Genomic DNA, 17895 nt, shown 5'->3' with positions numbered 1-17895 from the left:
TTCGTCCCTTCCCAGAATGCCCCAAACCCTGATATGCTCGTTCGATTCTGCGGCGTCGGCCTGAATGGACTGGGGGGGGCCATGAAGATCGCCATGCGCTTGACGCTCGCCGCGGGAGCGCTCGTCGCGCTCGCCTCCGCGTTCGCGGGCGGAGGAAAGCCCGCAAGCACCGAATTCGCTCCCGGAGAGATCGTCGTCAAGCTCCGGCACGAGATGGACTCCGGCGACGCCCTCGTCGTGCAGAATCTGAAACGCCGCTATCCCGACGCCGTCGCTCGCCACGCCTTCGCGCAGCCCCGCCCGGCCGGAGAGATCCGGGAGCGCTTCCCGCAACGAGCGGCCCGGGCCGCAGCGCGCGCCGCGATCCCGACTCTCGACCGGATCTACGTCCTCGATCTGAAGAACGGCCGCGCGGACGTGGAGTCTCTGGCGCGCGAGATGCGGAAGGATCCCGAGGTCGTCTACGCCGAGCCGAACTTCGTCTACCGCACCGCGTCGACGACGTTTCCGAACGACACGTACTACCTCTCCTCGGGGTCGTGGGGGCAGCCGTACGACGATCTCTGGGGGCTGAAGGGCATCCAGGCTTCGGGCGCCTGGAAGACCTCGACGGGCGCGGGGGTCGTCATCGGCCTCGTCGACACCGGCGTCGATTACAACCACGCCGATCTCAAGGCGAACGTCTGGATCAACCCGGGCGAGGACCTGAACCACAACGGCACCGTCGAAGCCCGCGAGGTGAACGGAGCGGACGACGACGCGGACGGCTACGTCGACGACCTGCGCGGGTGGGACTTCGTCAACGGCGACGCGGACCCGATGGACGACAGCGGCCACGGGACGCACGTCGCGGGGATCCTCGCGGCGATCGGGAACAACCAGCGCGGCGTGATCGGGGTCGCCTTCGGAGCGAAAGTTCTCGCGGTGAAGTCGTTCTCCGCACTCGGAACAGGCACCGGCGCCAACGCGGCCGCCGGCATCGTCTACGCCGCCGCCCACGGTGCGGAAGTGATCAACATGAGCTGGGGGGGGCCTGCGTCGCAGGTCGTCGCCGACGCCGTCGCCTACGCTGCCTCGCTCGGCGCCGTGCTCGTCGCCGCGGCGGGCAACGGGAACACGGACGTGAGGTACACGGCCCCGGCGTCGTATCCCCAGGTGATCGCGGTGGGGGCCGTCGATCGCAACGGCGTCAAGACCGACTTCTCGAACTGGGGGGACAGGCTCTCGGTCGCCGCCCCCGGAGGGGACAGCGCCGACCCCGCGGACCCGCAGCTCAAGTTCGTCAACATCCTCTCCCTGAAGGCCTCGCAGGGACGCCTCGCCGGCAAGTACCCGTCGCAAGTCGTCGGCAAGGACTACTTCCGCCTGCGCGGGACGAGCATGGCCGCCCCGCACGCGGCGGGAGTCGTCGCGCTCATCCTCGCCCGGCAGCCTCTGCTTTCGGCCGACCTCGTCCGAGCGGTCCTCGAGGGATCGGCGGACGATCTGCAGGGGAATGGCTTCGACGTCTTCACCGGGTACGGGCGCGTCAACGCCGCCGGGGCGGTCGCGCGCGCCGACCTGGCGCTCGTGCGCCCCGAGCTGACGATTTCGGCGCTCGCGCCGGCCTCTCCGTCGGCGGCGCTCGACGGGCCGGTCGCCGTCGACGTGACCGTCTCGAACACGGGGCGCGGCGCCGCGACGTCGGTGGACATCGACCTGTTCGACGGCGATCCGGCGGCGGGGGGCGCGCATCTGGCGCGCCGGACGATTCCCGGCGTGCCCGCCGGCTCCTCGATCGTCGCGACGATGTACGTCACGCTCGGAGCCTATGGCGATCACACCCTCTTCGCCGCCGTCGATCACGACGACCGCGTCGCGGAGATCAACGAGGCCAACAACTCGAGGACGGGGCTCGTCGAGGTCGCGGACTTCAGCTCGATGGTGAGCGCCGTCTCGACGCTCGCGGCCAGCGATCAGCTCTTCCCGAGCCTGAGCGGAAACCGGATTGTCTGGGAGGATCTGCGCACCGGCGACGCCGACATCTACATGCAGGACCTCGGAACCGGCCTCCAGACGCGGCTCACCACCGACCCCTCGGACCAGGCCCTTCCCGTCATCTCGGGCGACGTCGTGGTCTGGCAGGATCACCGGAACGGGACGTGGGACATCTACGCCTACGATCTCGCGGCCGGACTGGAGACCCGCATCACGAGCGACGGGAGCGATCACACCGCGCCGTCCACCGACGGCCGGCGCGTCGTGTGGACCGACTGGCGCCACGGCGACCCGGAGATCTACATGTTCGATCTCGCCACGGGCGAGGAGCGCCGGATCACCTACGATCCGGCCGAGCAGGACGGAGCGGGCGTCTCGGGGAATCGCATCGTGTGGGTGGACCGCCGCAACGGGAACTACGACATCTATCTCTACGATCTCTCGACCGGGACCGAGCGGCAGATCACGACCGACCCGAGGAACCAGTACGCCGCCATGATCCAGGGAGATCGGATCGTCTGGGAGGACCAGCGAAGCGGCAATCCGGACATCTTCCTCTATGACCTCGTCACCAGCACGGAGATCCGGCTCACGTCCGACCCGGCCGAGCAGCACTCGCCCGTGATCGCCGGCGACTACGTCGCCTACGAGGACGCCGCGAGCGGCAACTCGAACATCTCGCTCTTCGACCTGAAGGCGTGGCGCGAGACCGCGGTGACGACGGGGACGAGCCGGCACTACCGGCCGGTGATCTCACCCGCCGGCGTCGCGTGGCAGGACGACCAGTCCGGCTCGTGGGACGTCTACCTGCAGCGATGGAACAGCTACCTCCACGCGCCGGTGAACCTGACCGTGCAGCCCCAGGGGCCGTCGGTCCACCTCGCGTGGGATCCGATCGTCGACCCGTCGCTCCAGGGGTACGCGATCTACCGCGACAGCGCTCCCGGCGGCGGATGGGAGCCCATCGGCTTCACGACGCAGCCCGCCTACGACGACTGGGGCGTCGCCCCGGGCGTCGAGGTCGCCTACCGGGTGAGCGCGGTGAACGTCTCGGGCGGCCAGGGCGGCTTCTCGAACGAGGCGTCCGCGATCCCCTAGGTTCCCTGCTTCCTCTTTGCGGCGAAATAACGAGCCGCTCGCTCGAAGCTCTCGCGCCCGCGCTCCAGGAACTTCTTCGGATCGCGAAGCGCTTCGGGGATCGCCTCCGCCTCGGCGCCCGAAGGCTGCATCATCCTGGGCTCCGGGGAGGTCTCCTCCCTCGCCACCTCCCTCATCTCCGAGAGGGAGTTGTACGTGAAGAACCTCCCCTTGAAGAAGTACCCGTCGGTCGGGTTGAGGCCGGTGTTCATGAGGAAGACGGCCCTCGAGGCGAGCCGAGCCGTGAGGAGGCTCTCGCCGTGGAAGAAGGAGGCCGAGGCGTCGGTCCCCGTGAGGTCGAGGATCGTCGGGGCGATGTCGACGTGGGACGTGGCGTACGGCACGCGGACTTCGTGATCGAGGAGCGACGGCGCGTAGAGCATGAAGGGGACGTTGAAGGCCGCGCGGCCGAGGAGCATCGGCTCGCCGAGCGAATCGAACTCCGCCTGGTTCCTGAGGCCGTGGTCCCCCGTCACGACGACGAGAAGATCGTCGCCCAGGGCCGCCTTCTCCAGGGCGTCGAGGACGCCCCCCAGCATGCGATCGTACTCGACGAGGATCTGGTAGAGCCTCTCGCGGCCCGAAAGGCTCTCGTGCCCGGGCTTCGCCTTCCACTCGTAGTGACCCAGCATCGTGCTCAGGAAGACCACCGCCTTCTTCCCGCGCGATTGCGCGCCCAGGACCGCGTCCCGGACGGCGGTGAACGACCTCTCGTCGCGAGACAGGTGCTTCTCGTAGACGTTCCGGGCGGGCGCCGCGGGAAAGCGATCGGGATCGAGGAGCGTCGTGAACCCGATGTCGGTCCACATCTGGCTCTTCATGTCCCGCTCGTGGAAGTCGATGTTGTACGAGTCGATGAACGTCGCCTCGTAGCCGCGGGGCGCGAGGAGCGCCGCGAGCCCGTCCCCCTCGTACGGGCCGTACCGGAGCACGTCCCGCCTGGTCGGGGGGTAAACCCCCGTCAGGATCGAGTACGCCGACCAGGTGGTCGACGTGCGCGTCGTGAAATGGCGCGTGGACGTGAAGGCGCGCCGCTGCATGCGGTGGAAGGTCGGCAGGTTCGGATCGTCGAGGAAGGGGTAGTACTCGCGGGACGCCGTCTCCATCGCGATGATCACGACGTGGTGCGGGACGCGCAGAGGCGCCGGAATCTCGGCGGGCCCGGGGGCCGGCGGGGGCTCTCCCTCGGGGTAGGAGATCGAGTGGAACTGCCGTCGCAGCGCGTCGATCCCGACGAGATCGACCTCCTTCCCGCGGCGCTCCTTGACCTCGAAGAAGGCCGACGCCGACGCGCTCCAGTACCCCCAGTGCGGGAGCTTGCCGCCGAAGGCGATCTCGGAGGAGGCGTAGCTCAGCCCCGCCGCGGCGGCCGCGGCGAGGGCGAGCGCGGCGGGAGACAGCGCGCGGGTGAGCCACCGTCCCCTCGCCCACCTCGCAAGCCGCGGCGGCACCGCGACGGGCACGGCGATCCAGGCCGCGGCGACGGGCAGCACGGCGAAACTCCGGATCGAGACGTACTGCCTCACGATTTCCGGATTCCGGCTGGTCCACTCGACGGAGATGAGGAGGACGTCGAGGGTGAGAAACGTCCCCAGCTCGCGGAAGGTCATGTAGTTCGCGCCGGTGACGAGGAGAGCGAAGCCGGCGCCCACCCCTGTGACGATCGACGGGCGCAGGCGGAGGAGCTTTCGCGCGAGGAGGTAGAAGGCGCTCCAGATGACGAAGACCTCGGCGACGTCCCGCGCGAAGAAACTCGTGGCGTACAGGAGCTTCTGCCACGGGCTCGGATCGACCAGGATCCAGCGCAGCACGCCGGAGAGGTCTCCCCGGTAGAGCGTGAGGAGGTGCACGCGCTTGACGATCAGCGTCGGCAGGAGGATCGAGAGGAACCCGAGCCCGAAGTACGGGGGGTCGACGGAGGCGGAGGGCCGCTCCGTCACTCGGCCAGGAACCAAGCCACGACCTCCCGGGTCGCGGTGAGATCCGCGAGGAGCAGATCGGGCCGCAGCCCCTCCAGCTCGCCGGGCTCGCACCACCCCGTCCGCACCGCGAGACAGCGGTATCCGTTGGCCCGGCCCGCCCGGACGTCCTCGGGAGCGTCGCCCACCACCGCGACGTCCGACGGATCGATCGGACGGCCGGCCCGCGCCTCGAACCTCTCGCGCGCGATCCTCGCGAGATCCGACCGGTCGGCGCCATCGCTCCCGAACGCCCCCTCGTCGAAGAACCCGTCCAGGGCGACCGCGCGGAGCTTCAGCTCGGCGCCGCGCCGGAGGTTCCCCGTCAGGAGCCCGAAGGGAACGCGGCGCCTCCGGAGCTCGGCCAGGAGGTCCGCGACGCCCGGAAGCGCGCGCGCCGCATTCGAGGACGGCGCGAGCCTCTCCTCGAGCAGCGCCAGGTACGTCGCCTCGAGCTCGCCGCGGCGCGCCGCGAGCGCGCCGGGCTCGATCCGGTTCTTCGCCGCGATCTCGGAGATGATCGAAGGATCGGTCCGCCCGTTGAAGCGCACGCCGGAGTGACGCGAGTCGATCGGCCCGACCCCGAAGACCTTCTCGAAGGCGCGGTCGATCGACCAGCGGCCCGCCCCGGCGGCGTCGACGAGGGTTCCGTCGACGTCGAAGAGAACGAGCTTCAAGGCTTCGACCGCGGGGGGTTCGACTTCGCGGGCGGTGGCGGCCCCGCCGGCACGAGGCCCGATGGCGCCTGGCCCGGCGGAGGGAGCGGCGGCATGCCGGGGACGGCCGAGAGCGCCGCGTCCCAGTCGGCGAGCTTCTTCTGCATCCGCCCGGCCGCGTCCCGAGACGAGCTCAGGGCGTTCTGCGCCCCCTCCGGGTCGGTCTGGAGGTCGAAGAGCGCCTCCACGCCGGCCGACGAGACCACGATGCGGTAGCGGTCATCGCGCCCGCTCACGAGGAGGTCGAAGGAGCGACCGGGGCCGGGGCGCACGGCGGTCGAGACCGCGCTCGACCGCCTGGGCGGACCGTCCAGGGGGGCGAGCGAGGTCGCGGTTCGGCTCACCGTCTCGGGGCGCGCGACGCCGAGGAGATCGAGCATCGTCGGCATGACGTCGACGTCCTGCGCCAGCCCCGCGACGCGCAGGCCCGCCCGGACGTGCCCCGGGAAGCGCATCAGGAGGGGCACCCTCAGATTCACGTCCCTCAGCGACGACGTGTCGGCGAGAAGATGGTCTTCGCCGAGCATCTCGCCGCGGCTCGCCGTCTCGACGAGCAGCGTCGAGTCGAGGAGCTTCATCTCCCGCAGGCTCGAGACGACGTCGCCGCTGCGGTCGTCGGCGTAGTAGATCTCCGCGTCGTAGAGATCGCGCAGCATCACCATCTCGCGGTCGCTGATCTCCGCGGCGTGCGCCGAGTAGCGCGCGGCGAACGGGAGCCAGTAGTCCGCGACGACGTCGACCCTGTCGCGGGGAACGATCGGGTCGACGAACCGGAACCGCACGCCGTCGGGGGGGTGGAAGGGAAGCGACGGGCTGGAGTAGACCAGGGTGAGGAAGAACGGGTTCTTCCGCGACCAGGACGTCGTGAGCCACGCAATCGCCTTCCGCGTGACCTCGGCGGCGCCGCCATCGAGCTCGTCGACGGCGGAAGGGTCGACCGCCTCGACCTGGTCGAATCCCTGCTGCAGGCCGGACTCCGCGGTCATCTGCACCTCCGACGAGATCGCGTGCGTGTCGTAACCCGCCTTCTTGAGCGATTCGGCGAGGGTCTGGACGGCGTCGCGGACGCGGCGCGTCAGGAGGAGCCCGTGCTCGGGGGGGTATCGTCCGGTCATCAGGCTCGCGATCGAGGCCGCGTCGTCGGGGGACGAGGCGAAGGCGTGCTCGAAGATCGCCGATTCCGCCGCGATCGAGTCGGCCTTCGGGGTCGTGGCCCGCTTCGCGCCGTAGAGGCTCATGCGATCGGGCCTCACCCCCTCGGTGATGATCAGGAGCGCCGACGGGCGCGTCGGGGCGCCCGAGCACGCGACGGAGGCCGGGACCAGGGCTCCGAGGCCCGCAAAAGCGATGCTGTATACTGCACGCTTCATTCCGGAGGTCATGCTGGTGAATCGCCCGGAAGGCGACCCATCACGAGTCCGGGCGGAAGGTTCCGCCCCCGTGCCGCAACTCTCCATCGTCATCCCCGCCTACAACGAGAGCGAGAACCTCGTCCCCCTGTGGGAAGAGCTTCGCTCCGCGCTCGTGACCCTCAAACGCTCCTACGAAGTCATCGTCGTCGACGACGGGAGCCGCGACGCGACCCCCGACGTGCTGCGATCCATCCGGCGCGCCGCCCCCGAGCTCCGCATCCTCCGCCTCGGTTCGAACTCCGGGCAGACGGCGGCCTTTCTCGCCGGATTCGCGGCCGCCCGCGGCGACGTGGTCGTGACCCTCGACGCCGATCGCCAGAACGATCCCGCCGACATCGCCTCCCTGCTCTCGCGGATCCCTGAATACGACGCGGCGGTCGGCTTCCGGGCGCGACGGAGGGACAGCTGGGTGCGGCTCGCGTCGAGCCGCATCGCCAACGCCGTCCGGAACTCCCTGTCCGACGACGACATCATAGACACAGGTTGCACGCTCAAGGCGTTCCGCCGCGAGTGCCTGGACGACATGCCCCGGTTCTCGGGCATGCACCGGTTCTTCCCCACGCTGATCCGCATGAAGGGGTTCCGCGTCTGCCAGCTTCCCGTGGGGCACCGCCCGCGCGTGGCCGGCCGCTCCAAGTACGGCATCGGCAACCGCGTCTTCCGATCGTTCCACGATCTTCTCGCCGTACGCTGGATGAAGAAGCGCCGCATCCACTACACCGTCACCGAGGAATCATGACTCAACTCTGGCTCGTCGTCGGCTTCGCCGGGCAGACGCTCTTCTTCGGCCGGTTCTTCGTGCAGTGGCTCGAATCCGAGCGGCAGGGGAAGTCCGTCATCCCGATCTCCTTCTGGTACATGAGCCTCGGCGGGGGCCTTCTCCTCCTCGCCTACTCGATCTACCGGCGCGATCCCGTCTTCATCGCCGGCCAGCTCGTCGGCGGGTTCGCCTACGTGCGCAACCTGACGTTGATTCGCCGCCATCGCGATTCCGCGGGCTCCGTCCGGGCCGAGGGGCCGATGTGATCGCGTGCGACGCGCGACGCACCGCCCGCATCCGGCTCGTCGCGCTCGTCGCGATGGCCGCCGCCCTCTACCTGCCCTCGGTCTTCACGCGCGACCTGTGGGATCCCGACGAGCCGAAATACGCCGAAGCCGCCCGGGAGATGATCTCCCGTGGGGACTTCATCCTGCCCCATCTCAACGGTGACGTCTACTCCGAAAAACCCCCTCTCTTCCTCTGGCTCACGGCGGCGGCCTCGCGGCTTCCGCTCATCCGCCCGGGGTCCGAGGGGCGCGTCGTCTCGTGGCTCGCCGCGACCGGAACGATGCTCCTCACGTGGCGCATCGGGGCGATCGTCATGGGCGAGGCGACGGGGGCCCTCGCCGCGGCCCTGATGGCGACGACCGTCCTGTTCTGGCAGCTCTGCCAGTCCGGGATCATCGATCCGCTGCTCACCTTCCTCTGCACCGCGGCCCTGTACGGGTTCACGCGCCATCGCTGCCGCGAGAGGGTCGGGATGCCGATCTTCTACATCGGTTGCGCCCTCGGCGTGCTCGCCAAGGGGCCCGTCGGATTCCTGATCCCGGCTCTCGCCGCGATGACCTACTCGGTGATGACCGACGGGGCGGCGGGGCTGAAGGCGGCGCATCCCCTGTGGGGGGTTCCGCTCGTCGCCGCGCCGGTCGCGGCGTGGCTCGCCGCGGCGAGCGCCCGCGCGGGAGTGGGGTACGCCGAGACGATGCTCTTCAAGCAGAACGTCGGGCGCGCCTGGAACGCCTTCATCCACAAGCAGCCCCTCCACTACTTCGTGGCCGCTCTGCCGGTGTCGTTCCTCCCGTGGACCCTCTTCCTCCCTCAGGCCCTGGTGGCCGCGGCGAAGGAGAGGGTCGATCGCGTCCGCCCGATGCTCTTCCCCCTCGCGTGGTTCGCCTCGACCTTCGTCCTGTTCTCCATCATCTCCGGCAAGAAGACGCGGTACATGCTCCCCCTCTTCCCGGCGGCCTCGCTCCTCGTGGCCGGCTGGATGATGCGACGGTTCTTCGATCCCGAGGGGCGGTTGAAGAGCGGCCGCGGCGTTCTCGTGGCGGCGTCTTTGGCCGGCGCCATCCTGGCCGCCGCCCTGCTCGCGCCCGTGGTGGCCGGCGAGGGCGCGCTCCCGCACTCCCTGACGCGCGCATTCCAGGAGCCGGGGAGCGAGGAGGCGCTCGACGCGATCCGCGGATGCCTCGCCTGGCCGGGATCCCTCGCGCTCGCGATCCCGGCCCTCGTGCTCGGAGGCTTCTCTTTCTGGTCGCTCGCGCTCGCGATCCAGCGCCGCGGCGTGTCGTTCGCCGCGCTGCTCGCCGGGTGGACGATTTTTCTCGTGGCCTCCGGCGCCCTATGGACCCCGATCTTCAACCGGATCAAGAGCGTCGTCCCCCTGGCGGCGGAGATCGTCCGGATCGAGGGGAGCACTCCGCTTCACTACCTCCACAGCATCCACGGCGGCAAGCTCAACTACGCCCTCGGGCGCGATCACATCCCTCTCCTTCACGGGGCCGCCCAGGTCCTCGAGGCCACGCGGGGCGGCGAGATCCTCCTCGTGGGGGATCGCGGCGAGTTCTCACGCCTCGAGGCGAAGGTCGCGGTTCCGATCCGCTACCGTACCTGCCGGCGCACGGGCGACACAACGATGTGCGTCGCCAGCGTCGGCCCCGGTGCTCTCGGAGGCTGAACGGCCAGACGGGGCGCCGCGCGGACGCGCAGTGTCACGGCCGCGTCAGGATTCCGCCGCGACCGGGACGACTTGCGAGCCGGAGCCGCCCGCGGCCGTCGTTCGAAGCCCGCATCTCCCGAGAACCCGCCCGGGTTCTCCGCGCCGTCGGCGAAGTTCGGTCTGTAGGGAGATCCACCCGCGAGGCACGTGAATTGCTGTCCAGAAGCCGCTTGCCCCTTCGTCGGAACGTCGGTCGTGCGCTCGGAGGCCGCTTGGACCTGTCCCTGCTGCTGGACCCCGGAGTTCTCGTCGTATGGGGACTGCTCGCCGCCGCGGCGGCCGCCGGGGCGTTCTTCGCGGGACGCCGGTTCGGTATCAATTCGGGACAGCAGGAGACGGCGCGTCGCCTGACGGCCGAGATCGCGCCCATCGAGGAGGACGCCCGGGATCTCAGGAAGAGCGTTTGGATCCTGCAGAACGAGAACAAGAACCTCTCGACGTTCCTGATGCTCCTCCCGGATCTCGCGCGCGAGCTCAACAACACGCACCAGAAGCGCCTCATCGCCCCCCTCCTGCGACGGATGCTCGAGCAGATCTTCGACCCCGAGCAGGTCCTGGTCTTCTACACGACGCAGCGGAACGACGGGCTGATCCTCGTGGACGAGAAGGGGCTCTCGCCGGAGTTCGATCGGGCCCGATTCATCCCGTTCGGCGAAGGGCGCGTGGGATGGGTCGCGTCGAACCAGATCTGCATGGACGAGTCGGACTTCCAGCAGAAGGGGCGCTTCGTGAAGGCCGACTTCGACAGCGCGTCACAGCCCCACTTCAAGATCGAGCTCGCGGCCCCGATGACGCACAACGAGCTGACGCTGGGCTTGATATCGGTCGGCGGCATGCTCCGCCACCCGAAGAACGAGAAGGCGATGATGAAGATGGTCGCCGACCTCGGGAGCATCGCGCTCTCGAACACCCTCCTCTTCCACAAGATGGAGCAGCTCGCGAACAGCGACGGCCTCACGCAGCTTTACGCGAAACGCTACTTCATGACGCGCCTGGCGGAGTTCCTCATCCGCGCGGACAAGGCGCACGAGGAGTTCTCGATCTTCATCTTCGACATCGATCACTTCAAGCACTACAACGACAACAACGGCCATCCGGCCGGCGACGAGGCCCTCCGGATCACCGGCCGCATCCTGCGCGAGAGCGTCCGCGAGGACGACATCGTCGCGCGCTACGGCGGTGAGGAGTTCATCGTGCTGCTCCCGAACACCTCGAAGTCGGGCGCGGCCGTGGTCGCCGAGAAGATCCGCGCGGCGATCTCCGCGCACGAGTACCCGAAGGAGCAGAACCAGCCGGGAGGCGACCTGACGATCTCGGGGGGCGTCGCGAGCTACCCGTTCGACGGGCGGACCAGCGCGGAGCTGGTCGGCCGGGCCGACGAGGCGCTCTACAAGTCCAAGCGCGGGGGGCGCAACCGGGTGACCAGCTACGAGCCGACCTTCCTCTCCGAATCCGAGGACGCCCTCGACCCGGCGCTCGCCGGCAGGAGGTCCGCGTGAGCGCGCGCCGCGTCGTCGCGACTCCGGCCGACGTCGCCGTCCGCGACGAGAGCCTCATCGATCCCGTCACCGCTCTGCCGACCGTCCCGCTGCTCCTCGACCGGATGACGGCCAGCCTCAAGGAGCACGGATACCTCTCCATCCTCTCGGTCAACGTGCTGCAGGCTCTGCCGGTCGAGCGCATCACGGGCTGGCAGGCGTTCGACTCCATCGTGAAGGACGTCGGACGGTTCCTGGCCGCGGTGCGCACGGTGCACCTGCGCAAGGAGGACTTCGTCTCGGAGGTGATGATCAGCGGCAACGCCTTCGTGATCCTGGTCGCCCCGCCCCGGCAGAAGCAGCGCCTCATGATGGAGGATCTCCGCCGCATCCGCGATCGGCTGGACGGAAGCCTCGTCCGTTTCCTCGCGCGCCGGCTCCCGTCGGAGATCTTCACGCGGTTCCCGTGCTTCATCGGGTGCGCTCTCGTGGAGAACGAGCCCCTGGTGCGCAGCGAGCGCCTCGTCTACCGCGCCCTCGACGAGGCCCACGCCGACTCCATCCGCGAGCGCGATCGCCTCGAGCACCGGATGGCCTCGAACCTGAACGAGGTCATCACCTCGCGCCTCGTGAGAAGCGTCTACCAGCCCGTCATCGACCTGCACGGAGCGCGGGTCGCCGGCTACGAGGCCCTGAGCCGGGTCGACGGAAACTACTTCGAGAACATCGACGCGGTCTTCCGCGCCGCCCACCAGTCGAACGACCTGTGGCGGCTGGAGCGCCTCTGCCGCGAGCGCGCCCTCACCGGCGCGTCGAGCCTCCCCGCCGGAAACCTCCTCTTCCTGAACGTCGAGCCCGAGTCGATCTACGACCCGCACTTCCGAAGCGACAAGACGCTGAAGCTGCTCGAGCGCGCGGGCCTCACGCCGGATCGCGTCGTCCTCGAGGTGACCGAGCACTCGGCGGTGCACGACTTCACCGCCTTCCGGCAGACCCTCGCGTACTTCCGCTCCAGGGGCTTCCGGCTCGCCATCGACGACATGGGCTCGGCCTACGCCGGATTGCAGTCGGTGGCCGAGATCCAGCCCGACTTTCTCAAGATCGACATCAGCCTCGTGCGCGATCTTCACCTGCAGCCCCTGAAGCGGGAGCTCGTCGCGACGATCCAGAGGTTCTCCGCCTCGGTCGGCATCCAGCTCATCGCCGAGGGGATCGAGAAGCCCGAGGAGCTCGAGGCCCTCCTCGGCGCGGGTGTCCTCATGGGCCAGGGGTATCTCTTCGCCCGCCCAGGCGCCCCGTTTCCCGAGCCCGATCTCTCGCTGATCCAGCGCTAGAGCACCCCGAGCTCCCCGCGGGGCGGCTCTTCACCGATTCCTCCCGCAGTCAGCTCTTGACACGCCCGGCCTCCCTTCGTATACTGAGACTAAGTCTCAGTTGCATCACCGGGAGAGGACGGACGTGCCGAAGCCCCATCAAGAGCGCAGCATCTTCACCGGGTACCTCGGCGCCAGGAGCCTCAAGATGACGCGTGAGCGTCTCGTGATCCTCGACGAGGTGTTCGGGCACGACGGGCACTTCGGCGCCGACGAGCTCTACGTGAAGATGCTCAGGAAGAAGGTCCCGGTCTCCCGCGCGACGGTCTACCGGACGCTCGAGCACCTCGTCGAGAGCGGCCTCGTCCAGAAGGTCTACCTGAGCGATCGCAACCAGCGGAAGGCGCTCTACGAGCGCGCGCACGGGCGGCATCACCACGAGCACATGCACTGCCTCTCGTGCGGCGAGATCCTCGAGTTCTCCGACGACCCGCTCGAGGAGCGCCAGGCGGCCGTGTGCCGCAAGCTGGGCTTCAAGCCGCTCCGCCACTCGCTCCGCATCGAGGGGATCTGCGCCTCCTGCCAGGCGAAGTCGTGAGCGCGCCGTCCCCTTCGGCGATCTCCGAGGGTTCCGGGATCCGGGCGGTGATCCTCCTCGGCAACCCGAACGTGGGGAAGAGCGTGATCTTCGGGCACCTCACCGGCCGGTACGTCACGGTCTCGAACTACCCCGGCACGACCGTGGAGGTCACGCGCGGAACCGCCGCCACCCCGTCCGGCCGCGTGGGCGTCACGGACACACCCGGGATCAACACGCTGACGCCTCAGTCCGAGGACGAGCGCGTCACACGGGACATCCTCCTCGACGAGGGTGACACCGTCGTGCAGGTCGGCGACGCCAAGAACCTCGAGCGGACGCTCCTGCTGTCCCTCGAGCTGGCCGAGGCGGGCCGCCCCTTCCTCCTCTGCCTCAACATGAGCGACGAGGCGGCGGAGCGCGGGATCCTCATCGACCACGACGCTCTCGCGCGGGAGCTCGGCGTGGACGTCCTCTCGACCGTCGCCACCCGGAGGCGAGGGATCGACGGGATCCTCGAGCGCGCGGCCGTCGCGCGGGCGTCGCGCTTCACCGTGACGTACGACGCGCGCATCGAGGCCGCGATCGCCGCGATCGCGCCGCTCCTTCCCGAAGCCGCGATCGCCCGGCGCTCGCTCGCGCTGATGTTCCTCGCGGGGGACACGAGCCTCGCGGCCTGGCTCGGCGGGCGGCTCGACGAGGGGGCCCGCTCGCGCATCGAGGCGGCGCGACTCGACCTCACGCGCGCCCTCCCCTCCTCCGCCGCGCGGGTGACATCGGAGACCCGGTTGAGGACGGCGGGGCGCCTCGCGGCGCGGGTGACCCGGCGCGAGGAGCGCGCGAAGCGCACGCTCGGACCGGCGTTGAGCGCGGTGACCATGCACCCCGTGTGGGGGCTGCCGTTCCTCGCCGCCGTGCTGTACCTGATGTTCCTCTTCGTGGGCGACCTCGGCGCCGGGCGCGCGGTGAACTTCCTCGAGCGGGACGTCTTCGGAAAGCCGCTCGCGTCGACCGAGATCTCGATCGCCTCCGCAGGCGGCGCGGCCGAGGTGAAGGGAGAGCCGCCGCGCGAGCGCCGGTTTCGACTCGTCCCGGCCGGCTCCGCGCGGGAGGGCGCCGGCGGGCGGGCGATCGAGGTGGCGCTCGAGGAGAGAGCGGAGTCCGGCTGGAGCCCGATCGCCGGCGCGCGCGTGAACGCGGAGACGAGCGGCGAGGCGGCGGCGATCTCCGTGGCGCCGGAGGTGTCCGAGGGGATCTACCGCGTGACGCTCCCCCCGGGAGCGCGCCGCGTCAGCCTCCGGAACTGGAGCGGCCACCTGAACCCCGCGCTCGATTTTTTCATGCGCGCGCACGCGCCGTGGCCCCTCGTCGCCGACGCCGTCTCGGGCCCGTACGGGATCGTGACGATGGGGGCGACGTACGCGATCGCGATCGTCCTTCCCATCGTCGCGACCTTCTTCCTCGCCTTCAGCCTCCTCGAGGACTCCGGGTACCTCCCCCGCCTCGCGATCATGGTCAACCGGCTCTTCCGGGTGATGGGGCTCAACGGGAAGGCCGTCCTGCCGATGGTCCTGGGCCTGGGCTGCGACACCATGGCGACGCTGACGACGCGGATCCTCGAGACGAAGAAGGAGCGCATGATCGTCATCCTCCTCCTCGCCCTCGGCGTCCCGTGCTCGGCGCAGCTCGGCGTCATCCTCGGGATGCTCGCCGGCCTTTCCTTCAAGGCCTCCGTCGTCTGGCTCGGAATCGTCTCGGGGGTGATCCTCCTCGTCGGCTGGGGGGCGAGCAGGCTGCTGCCCGGACGGGGATCCGACTTCATCCTCGAGATCCCGCCGCTGCGCGTGCCGGCCATCACGAACATCCTCACCAAGACGATGGCCCGGATCGAGTGGTACATGAAGGAGGCCGTCCCCCTCTTCCTGCTCGGCACGCTGCTCCTCTTCGCCGCCGACCGGAGCGGCGTCCTCGGCGCGCTCGAGACGCTCGTCTCGCCGGTCGTGACCGGTGTGCTCGGCCTCCCCCGGCAGGCGGCCCAGGCCTTCATCATCGGATTCCTCCGCCGCGACTTCGGGTCCGCCGGCCTCTACCGCCTCGCCCAGGACGGCCTGCTCGATCCGATCCAGGTCGTCGTGAGCCTCGTGACCGTCACGCTGTTCATCCCCTGCGTGGCCAATTTCTTCATGATCGCCAAGGAGCGCGGGATGAAGGTGGCCACGCTCGTCGCGGCGTTCATCTTCCCGTTCGCCGTGCTCGTCGGCGGCCTCCTGAACGTCTCGCTGCGCTTCTTCGAGGTGAGCCTGTGAGCCCCGCATCGGCCGCGAACCCCGGCCGGGAGCACGTCTGCCCGCTGTGCAGCGCGCGGTTCATGAGCGGGGCGGTCCGGTGCGGCGCCTGCCCGATGAGCCGCGTCTGCGATCTCGAGTGCTGTCCCAACTGCGGCTACGAGTTCGTGGAGCGATCGGCGACGGTCGAGATGATCCAGCGCGTCGGCCGCGCGCTCCGTCGATGGGCCTCAGGCGGCCCGGGCACGCCAAAGGAGGACTCGTGATCCCCCCCGAACGCGAACGGATCGAGGAGCTCGCCGAGGAGATCTGGGCTCTCACCGAGCGCGGTGAGTGCACGCTCGCGCGCCTCCTCGACGGCTCCAAAATCGAGCGGCCGGCGTCGGCCCTCGCCGCGATGGTGGCAGGCGGCCTCGCCGAGAGCCGGGACGGCCGCGTGAGCCTCCTCCCCCGCGGCGTCGAGCTGGCGCGCGCGGTCGTGCGCCGCCACCGCCTCGCCGAGATGCTCTTCATGCAGGTCCTCGAGATCGGCGAGCCCGAGACGGAGGCGGCGGCCTGCCAGATCGAGCACATCCTGTCAGGCGAGGTGACGGATTCGGTCTGCTCCTTCCTCGGACACCCTCCGCACTGCCCCCATGGGAAGGAGATTCCCCGCGGGCGCTGCTGCGAGACGTCGGCGAAGGAGGTCCGCCCGCTCGTCACCCGGCTCGCGGATCTCGCCGCGGGGGACTCCGCCCGCGTGGTCTTCATGACGCCGCGCAGCCGCTCGAGCCTCGATCGCATCGCGACCCTCGGCGTCGTCCCCGGGGCGATGATCCGGCTGACGCAGAAGAGCCCGGCGGTTGTGCTGGCGGTCGGCGAGACGCTCGTCGCCGTCGATCGCGAGATCGCCGACGAGATCTTCGTGCGCCGGAGCGCCGGCGGAGGTGCGCGATGATCGTCGCCGCCACTCTCGCGGCGGCGGCGCTGTTGTCCGCGGTACCCGCGGCGGCAGGGAGCGCCGTGACGGCGGAGCGGGCGCGCCTCCTCATGGGGACGACGTGCCGCGTCGAGGCGGCGCACACGACGCGCGACCTCGCGGCGCGCGCGGCCGACGCCGCGCTCGACGAAATCGCGCGGTGGGAATCGATCCTCAGCGACTACGACCCCACGAGCGAGCTCTCGCGCCTCAACGCGCGCGCGCCGGACGGCGGCGTTCCGTGCTCCCGCGATCTCTTCGGCTTCCTCGAGGCGAGCGCCCGCCTTTCGGCGGGGACGGACGGGGCGTTCGACATCACCGTCGGCCCGCTCGTGGACGTCTACGCCCTTCGCGCGGGAGGACGCTGGCCCGGCGAGAGCGAGATCGCCGCGGCGCTCGCCCGCACCGGCTCGCCGCGGATGGCGCTCGACCCGGCAACGTCGAGCGCGCGGTTCCTCGCCGCGGGGATGCGCCTCGACCCCGGGGCCATCGGGAAGGGGTACGCCCTCGACGCGGCCACCCGCCTCCTCGAGGAGCGCGGCGTCGCCTGGGGGCTGATCGATTTCGGAGGCCAGATCGCGGTCGTCGGAGCGGGCCTGGACCGGTGCGGGGTCGAGATCGACCTCGCCTCCCGAGGGAGGGACGAGCCGGCGGCCCGGACGATTCGGCTCGCCGGCGGCTCGGCGTCGACCTCGGGAAACGACGAGCGCGGCCTCGTCGTGGACGGCCGCCTCCTCGGCCACATCCTCGATCCCCGGACGGGGCTCCCGGCGAGCGGATCCCTCAGCGTGACGGTCGTCGCGAAATCCGCGACCGTCGCGGACGCCCTCTCCACCGCGCTCTTCGTGCTGGGCCCGGAGAGGGGCTTCGCCGTCGCGCGCCGGTTCGGCGTCGAGGCCGCCTTCACGATCCCCGCGGCCGACGGCGGGGTTCCGCGCACGGCGGCGACCCCCGGATTCGAGAGGCTCGAACGGACAACGTGCGCTCCGGGGCCGCCCGCTCCCGCAGCGCCGATCCCATAGAAAGGACACGGATGAGATCGCTTCGTGATACAGGGAGTGTGCTCCGCGCCGCGGCGCGAGCCGGCGCAACAATCATCTGCCTGCTCGCGGCCGTCACCGTCCCGCCCGCGCGCGCCGCCGACGCAGGCGCGGCCGCCGGCGCGGACGCGGAGGCCGAGATCCGCGAGCTTAAGGCGCGCCTCGCCGAGCTCGAGGCGGCGGTGAAGGCGCAGGCCTCTCCCGCCGGCGCGGTGAGCCTCGCCGAGATCGAGCGCCGGATCGATCTTCTCGCCGCGGAGCTCGAGAGGCTCAGGCTCGGGGAGG

Annotated in this window: 15 protein-coding genes; 12 read left to right on the top strand and 3 right to left on the bottom strand. The window is 70.1% G+C overall.

Going from position 1 to position 17895, the window contains the following annotated elements:
* Positions 1-93: 93 nt before the first annotated feature.
* On the top strand, positions 94-3075 hold the full coding sequence (locus HY049_10560; GenBank protein ID MBI3449342.1) for a S8 family serine peptidase: 2982 nt from the start codon (positions 94-96) through the stop codon (positions 3073-3075).
* On the opposite strand, the gene HY049_10555 is transcribed toward HY049_10560, so the two are convergent.
* From HY049_10555 to HY049_10545, 3 genes are read right to left on the bottom strand one after another with little or no spacing between them, the layout of a single operon-like run.
* Entirely contained in the window at positions 3072-5069 is a 1998-nt protein-coding gene (locus HY049_10555) for a sulfatase-like hydrolase/transferase (GenBank protein MBI3449341.1), read from the bottom strand. The genes HY049_10560 and HY049_10555 overlap by 4 nt on opposite strands.
* Entirely contained in the window at positions 5051-5749 is a 699-nt protein-coding gene (locus HY049_10550) for an HAD hydrolase-like protein (GenBank protein ID MBI3449340.1), read from the bottom strand. The genes HY049_10555 and HY049_10550 overlap by 19 nt, the downstream gene beginning before the upstream one ends.
* Positions 5746-7158, bottom strand: a complete 1413-nt coding sequence (locus HY049_10545) for a sulfatase (GenBank protein MBI3449339.1) — start codon at positions 7156-7158, stop codon at positions 5746-5748. The genes HY049_10550 and HY049_10545 overlap by 4 nt, the downstream gene beginning before the upstream one ends.
* A gap of 10 nt (positions 7159-7168) precedes the next feature.
* On the opposite strand from HY049_10545, the gene HY049_10540 reads away from it, so the two are divergent.
* The 11 genes from HY049_10540 to HY049_10490 all read left to right on the top strand — a co-directional run.
* Entirely contained in the window at positions 7169-7939 is a 771-nt protein-coding gene (locus HY049_10540) for a glycosyltransferase family 2 protein (protein MBI3449338.1), read from the top strand.
* Entirely contained in the window at positions 7936-8226 is a 291-nt protein-coding gene (locus HY049_10535; GenBank protein ID MBI3449337.1) for a lipid-A-disaccharide synthase N-terminal domain-containing protein, read from the top strand. Before HY049_10540 ends, HY049_10535 begins: the two co-directional genes overlap by 4 nt.
* Entirely contained in the window at positions 8223-9917 is a 1695-nt protein-coding gene (locus HY049_10530) for a phospholipid carrier-dependent glycosyltransferase (protein ID MBI3449336.1), read from the top strand. Before HY049_10535 ends, HY049_10530 begins: the two co-directional genes overlap by 4 nt.
* 254 nt (positions 9918-10171) lie before the next feature.
* On the top strand, positions 10172-11458 hold the full coding sequence (locus HY049_10525) for a sensor domain-containing diguanylate cyclase (protein ID MBI3449335.1): 1287 nt from the start codon (positions 10172-10174) through the stop codon (positions 11456-11458).
* Positions 11455-12771, top strand: a complete 1317-nt coding sequence (locus HY049_10520) for an EAL domain-containing protein (protein MBI3449334.1) — start codon at positions 11455-11457, stop codon at positions 12769-12771. The genes HY049_10525 and HY049_10520 overlap by 4 nt, the downstream gene beginning before the upstream one ends.
* A 124-nt stretch (positions 12772-12895) precedes the next feature.
* On the top strand, positions 12896-13348 hold the full coding sequence (locus HY049_10515) for a transcriptional repressor (protein ID MBI3449333.1): 453 nt from the start codon (positions 12896-12898) through the stop codon (positions 13346-13348).
* Positions 13345-15633, top strand: coding sequence for a ferrous iron transporter B (locus HY049_10510; GenBank protein MBI3449332.1), 2289 nt, complete (start codon positions 13345-13347; stop codon positions 15631-15633). The genes HY049_10515 and HY049_10510 overlap by 4 nt, the downstream gene beginning before the upstream one ends.
* Positions 15630-15878, top strand: a complete 249-nt coding sequence (locus HY049_10505; GenBank protein ID MBI3449331.1) for a hypothetical protein — start codon at positions 15630-15632, stop codon at positions 15876-15878. The genes HY049_10510 and HY049_10505 overlap by 4 nt, the downstream gene beginning before the upstream one ends.
* Complete coding sequence (locus HY049_10500) at positions 15875-16549, top strand: metal-dependent transcriptional regulator (GenBank protein MBI3449330.1); 675 nt, start codon at positions 15875-15877, stop codon at positions 16547-16549. The genes HY049_10505 and HY049_10500 overlap by 4 nt, the downstream gene beginning before the upstream one ends.
* Entirely contained in the window at positions 16546-17592 is a 1047-nt protein-coding gene (locus tag HY049_10495) for an FAD:protein FMN transferase (GenBank protein ID MBI3449329.1), read from the top strand. The genes HY049_10500 and HY049_10495 overlap by 4 nt, the downstream gene beginning before the upstream one ends.
* A 38-nt stretch (positions 17593-17630) precedes the next feature.
* On the top strand, positions 17631-17895 hold a 265-nt coding region (locus HY049_10490; protein ID MBI3449328.1), incomplete at its 3' end, for a hypothetical protein.

This window comes from Acidobacteriota bacterium, assembly GCA_016195325.1.
In the GTDB taxonomy this organism is placed as follows: Bacteria; Acidobacteriota; Polarisedimenticolia; order JACPZX01; family JACPZX01; genus JACPZX01.
This window is presented reverse-complemented; position numbering and strand designations above follow the sequence as displayed.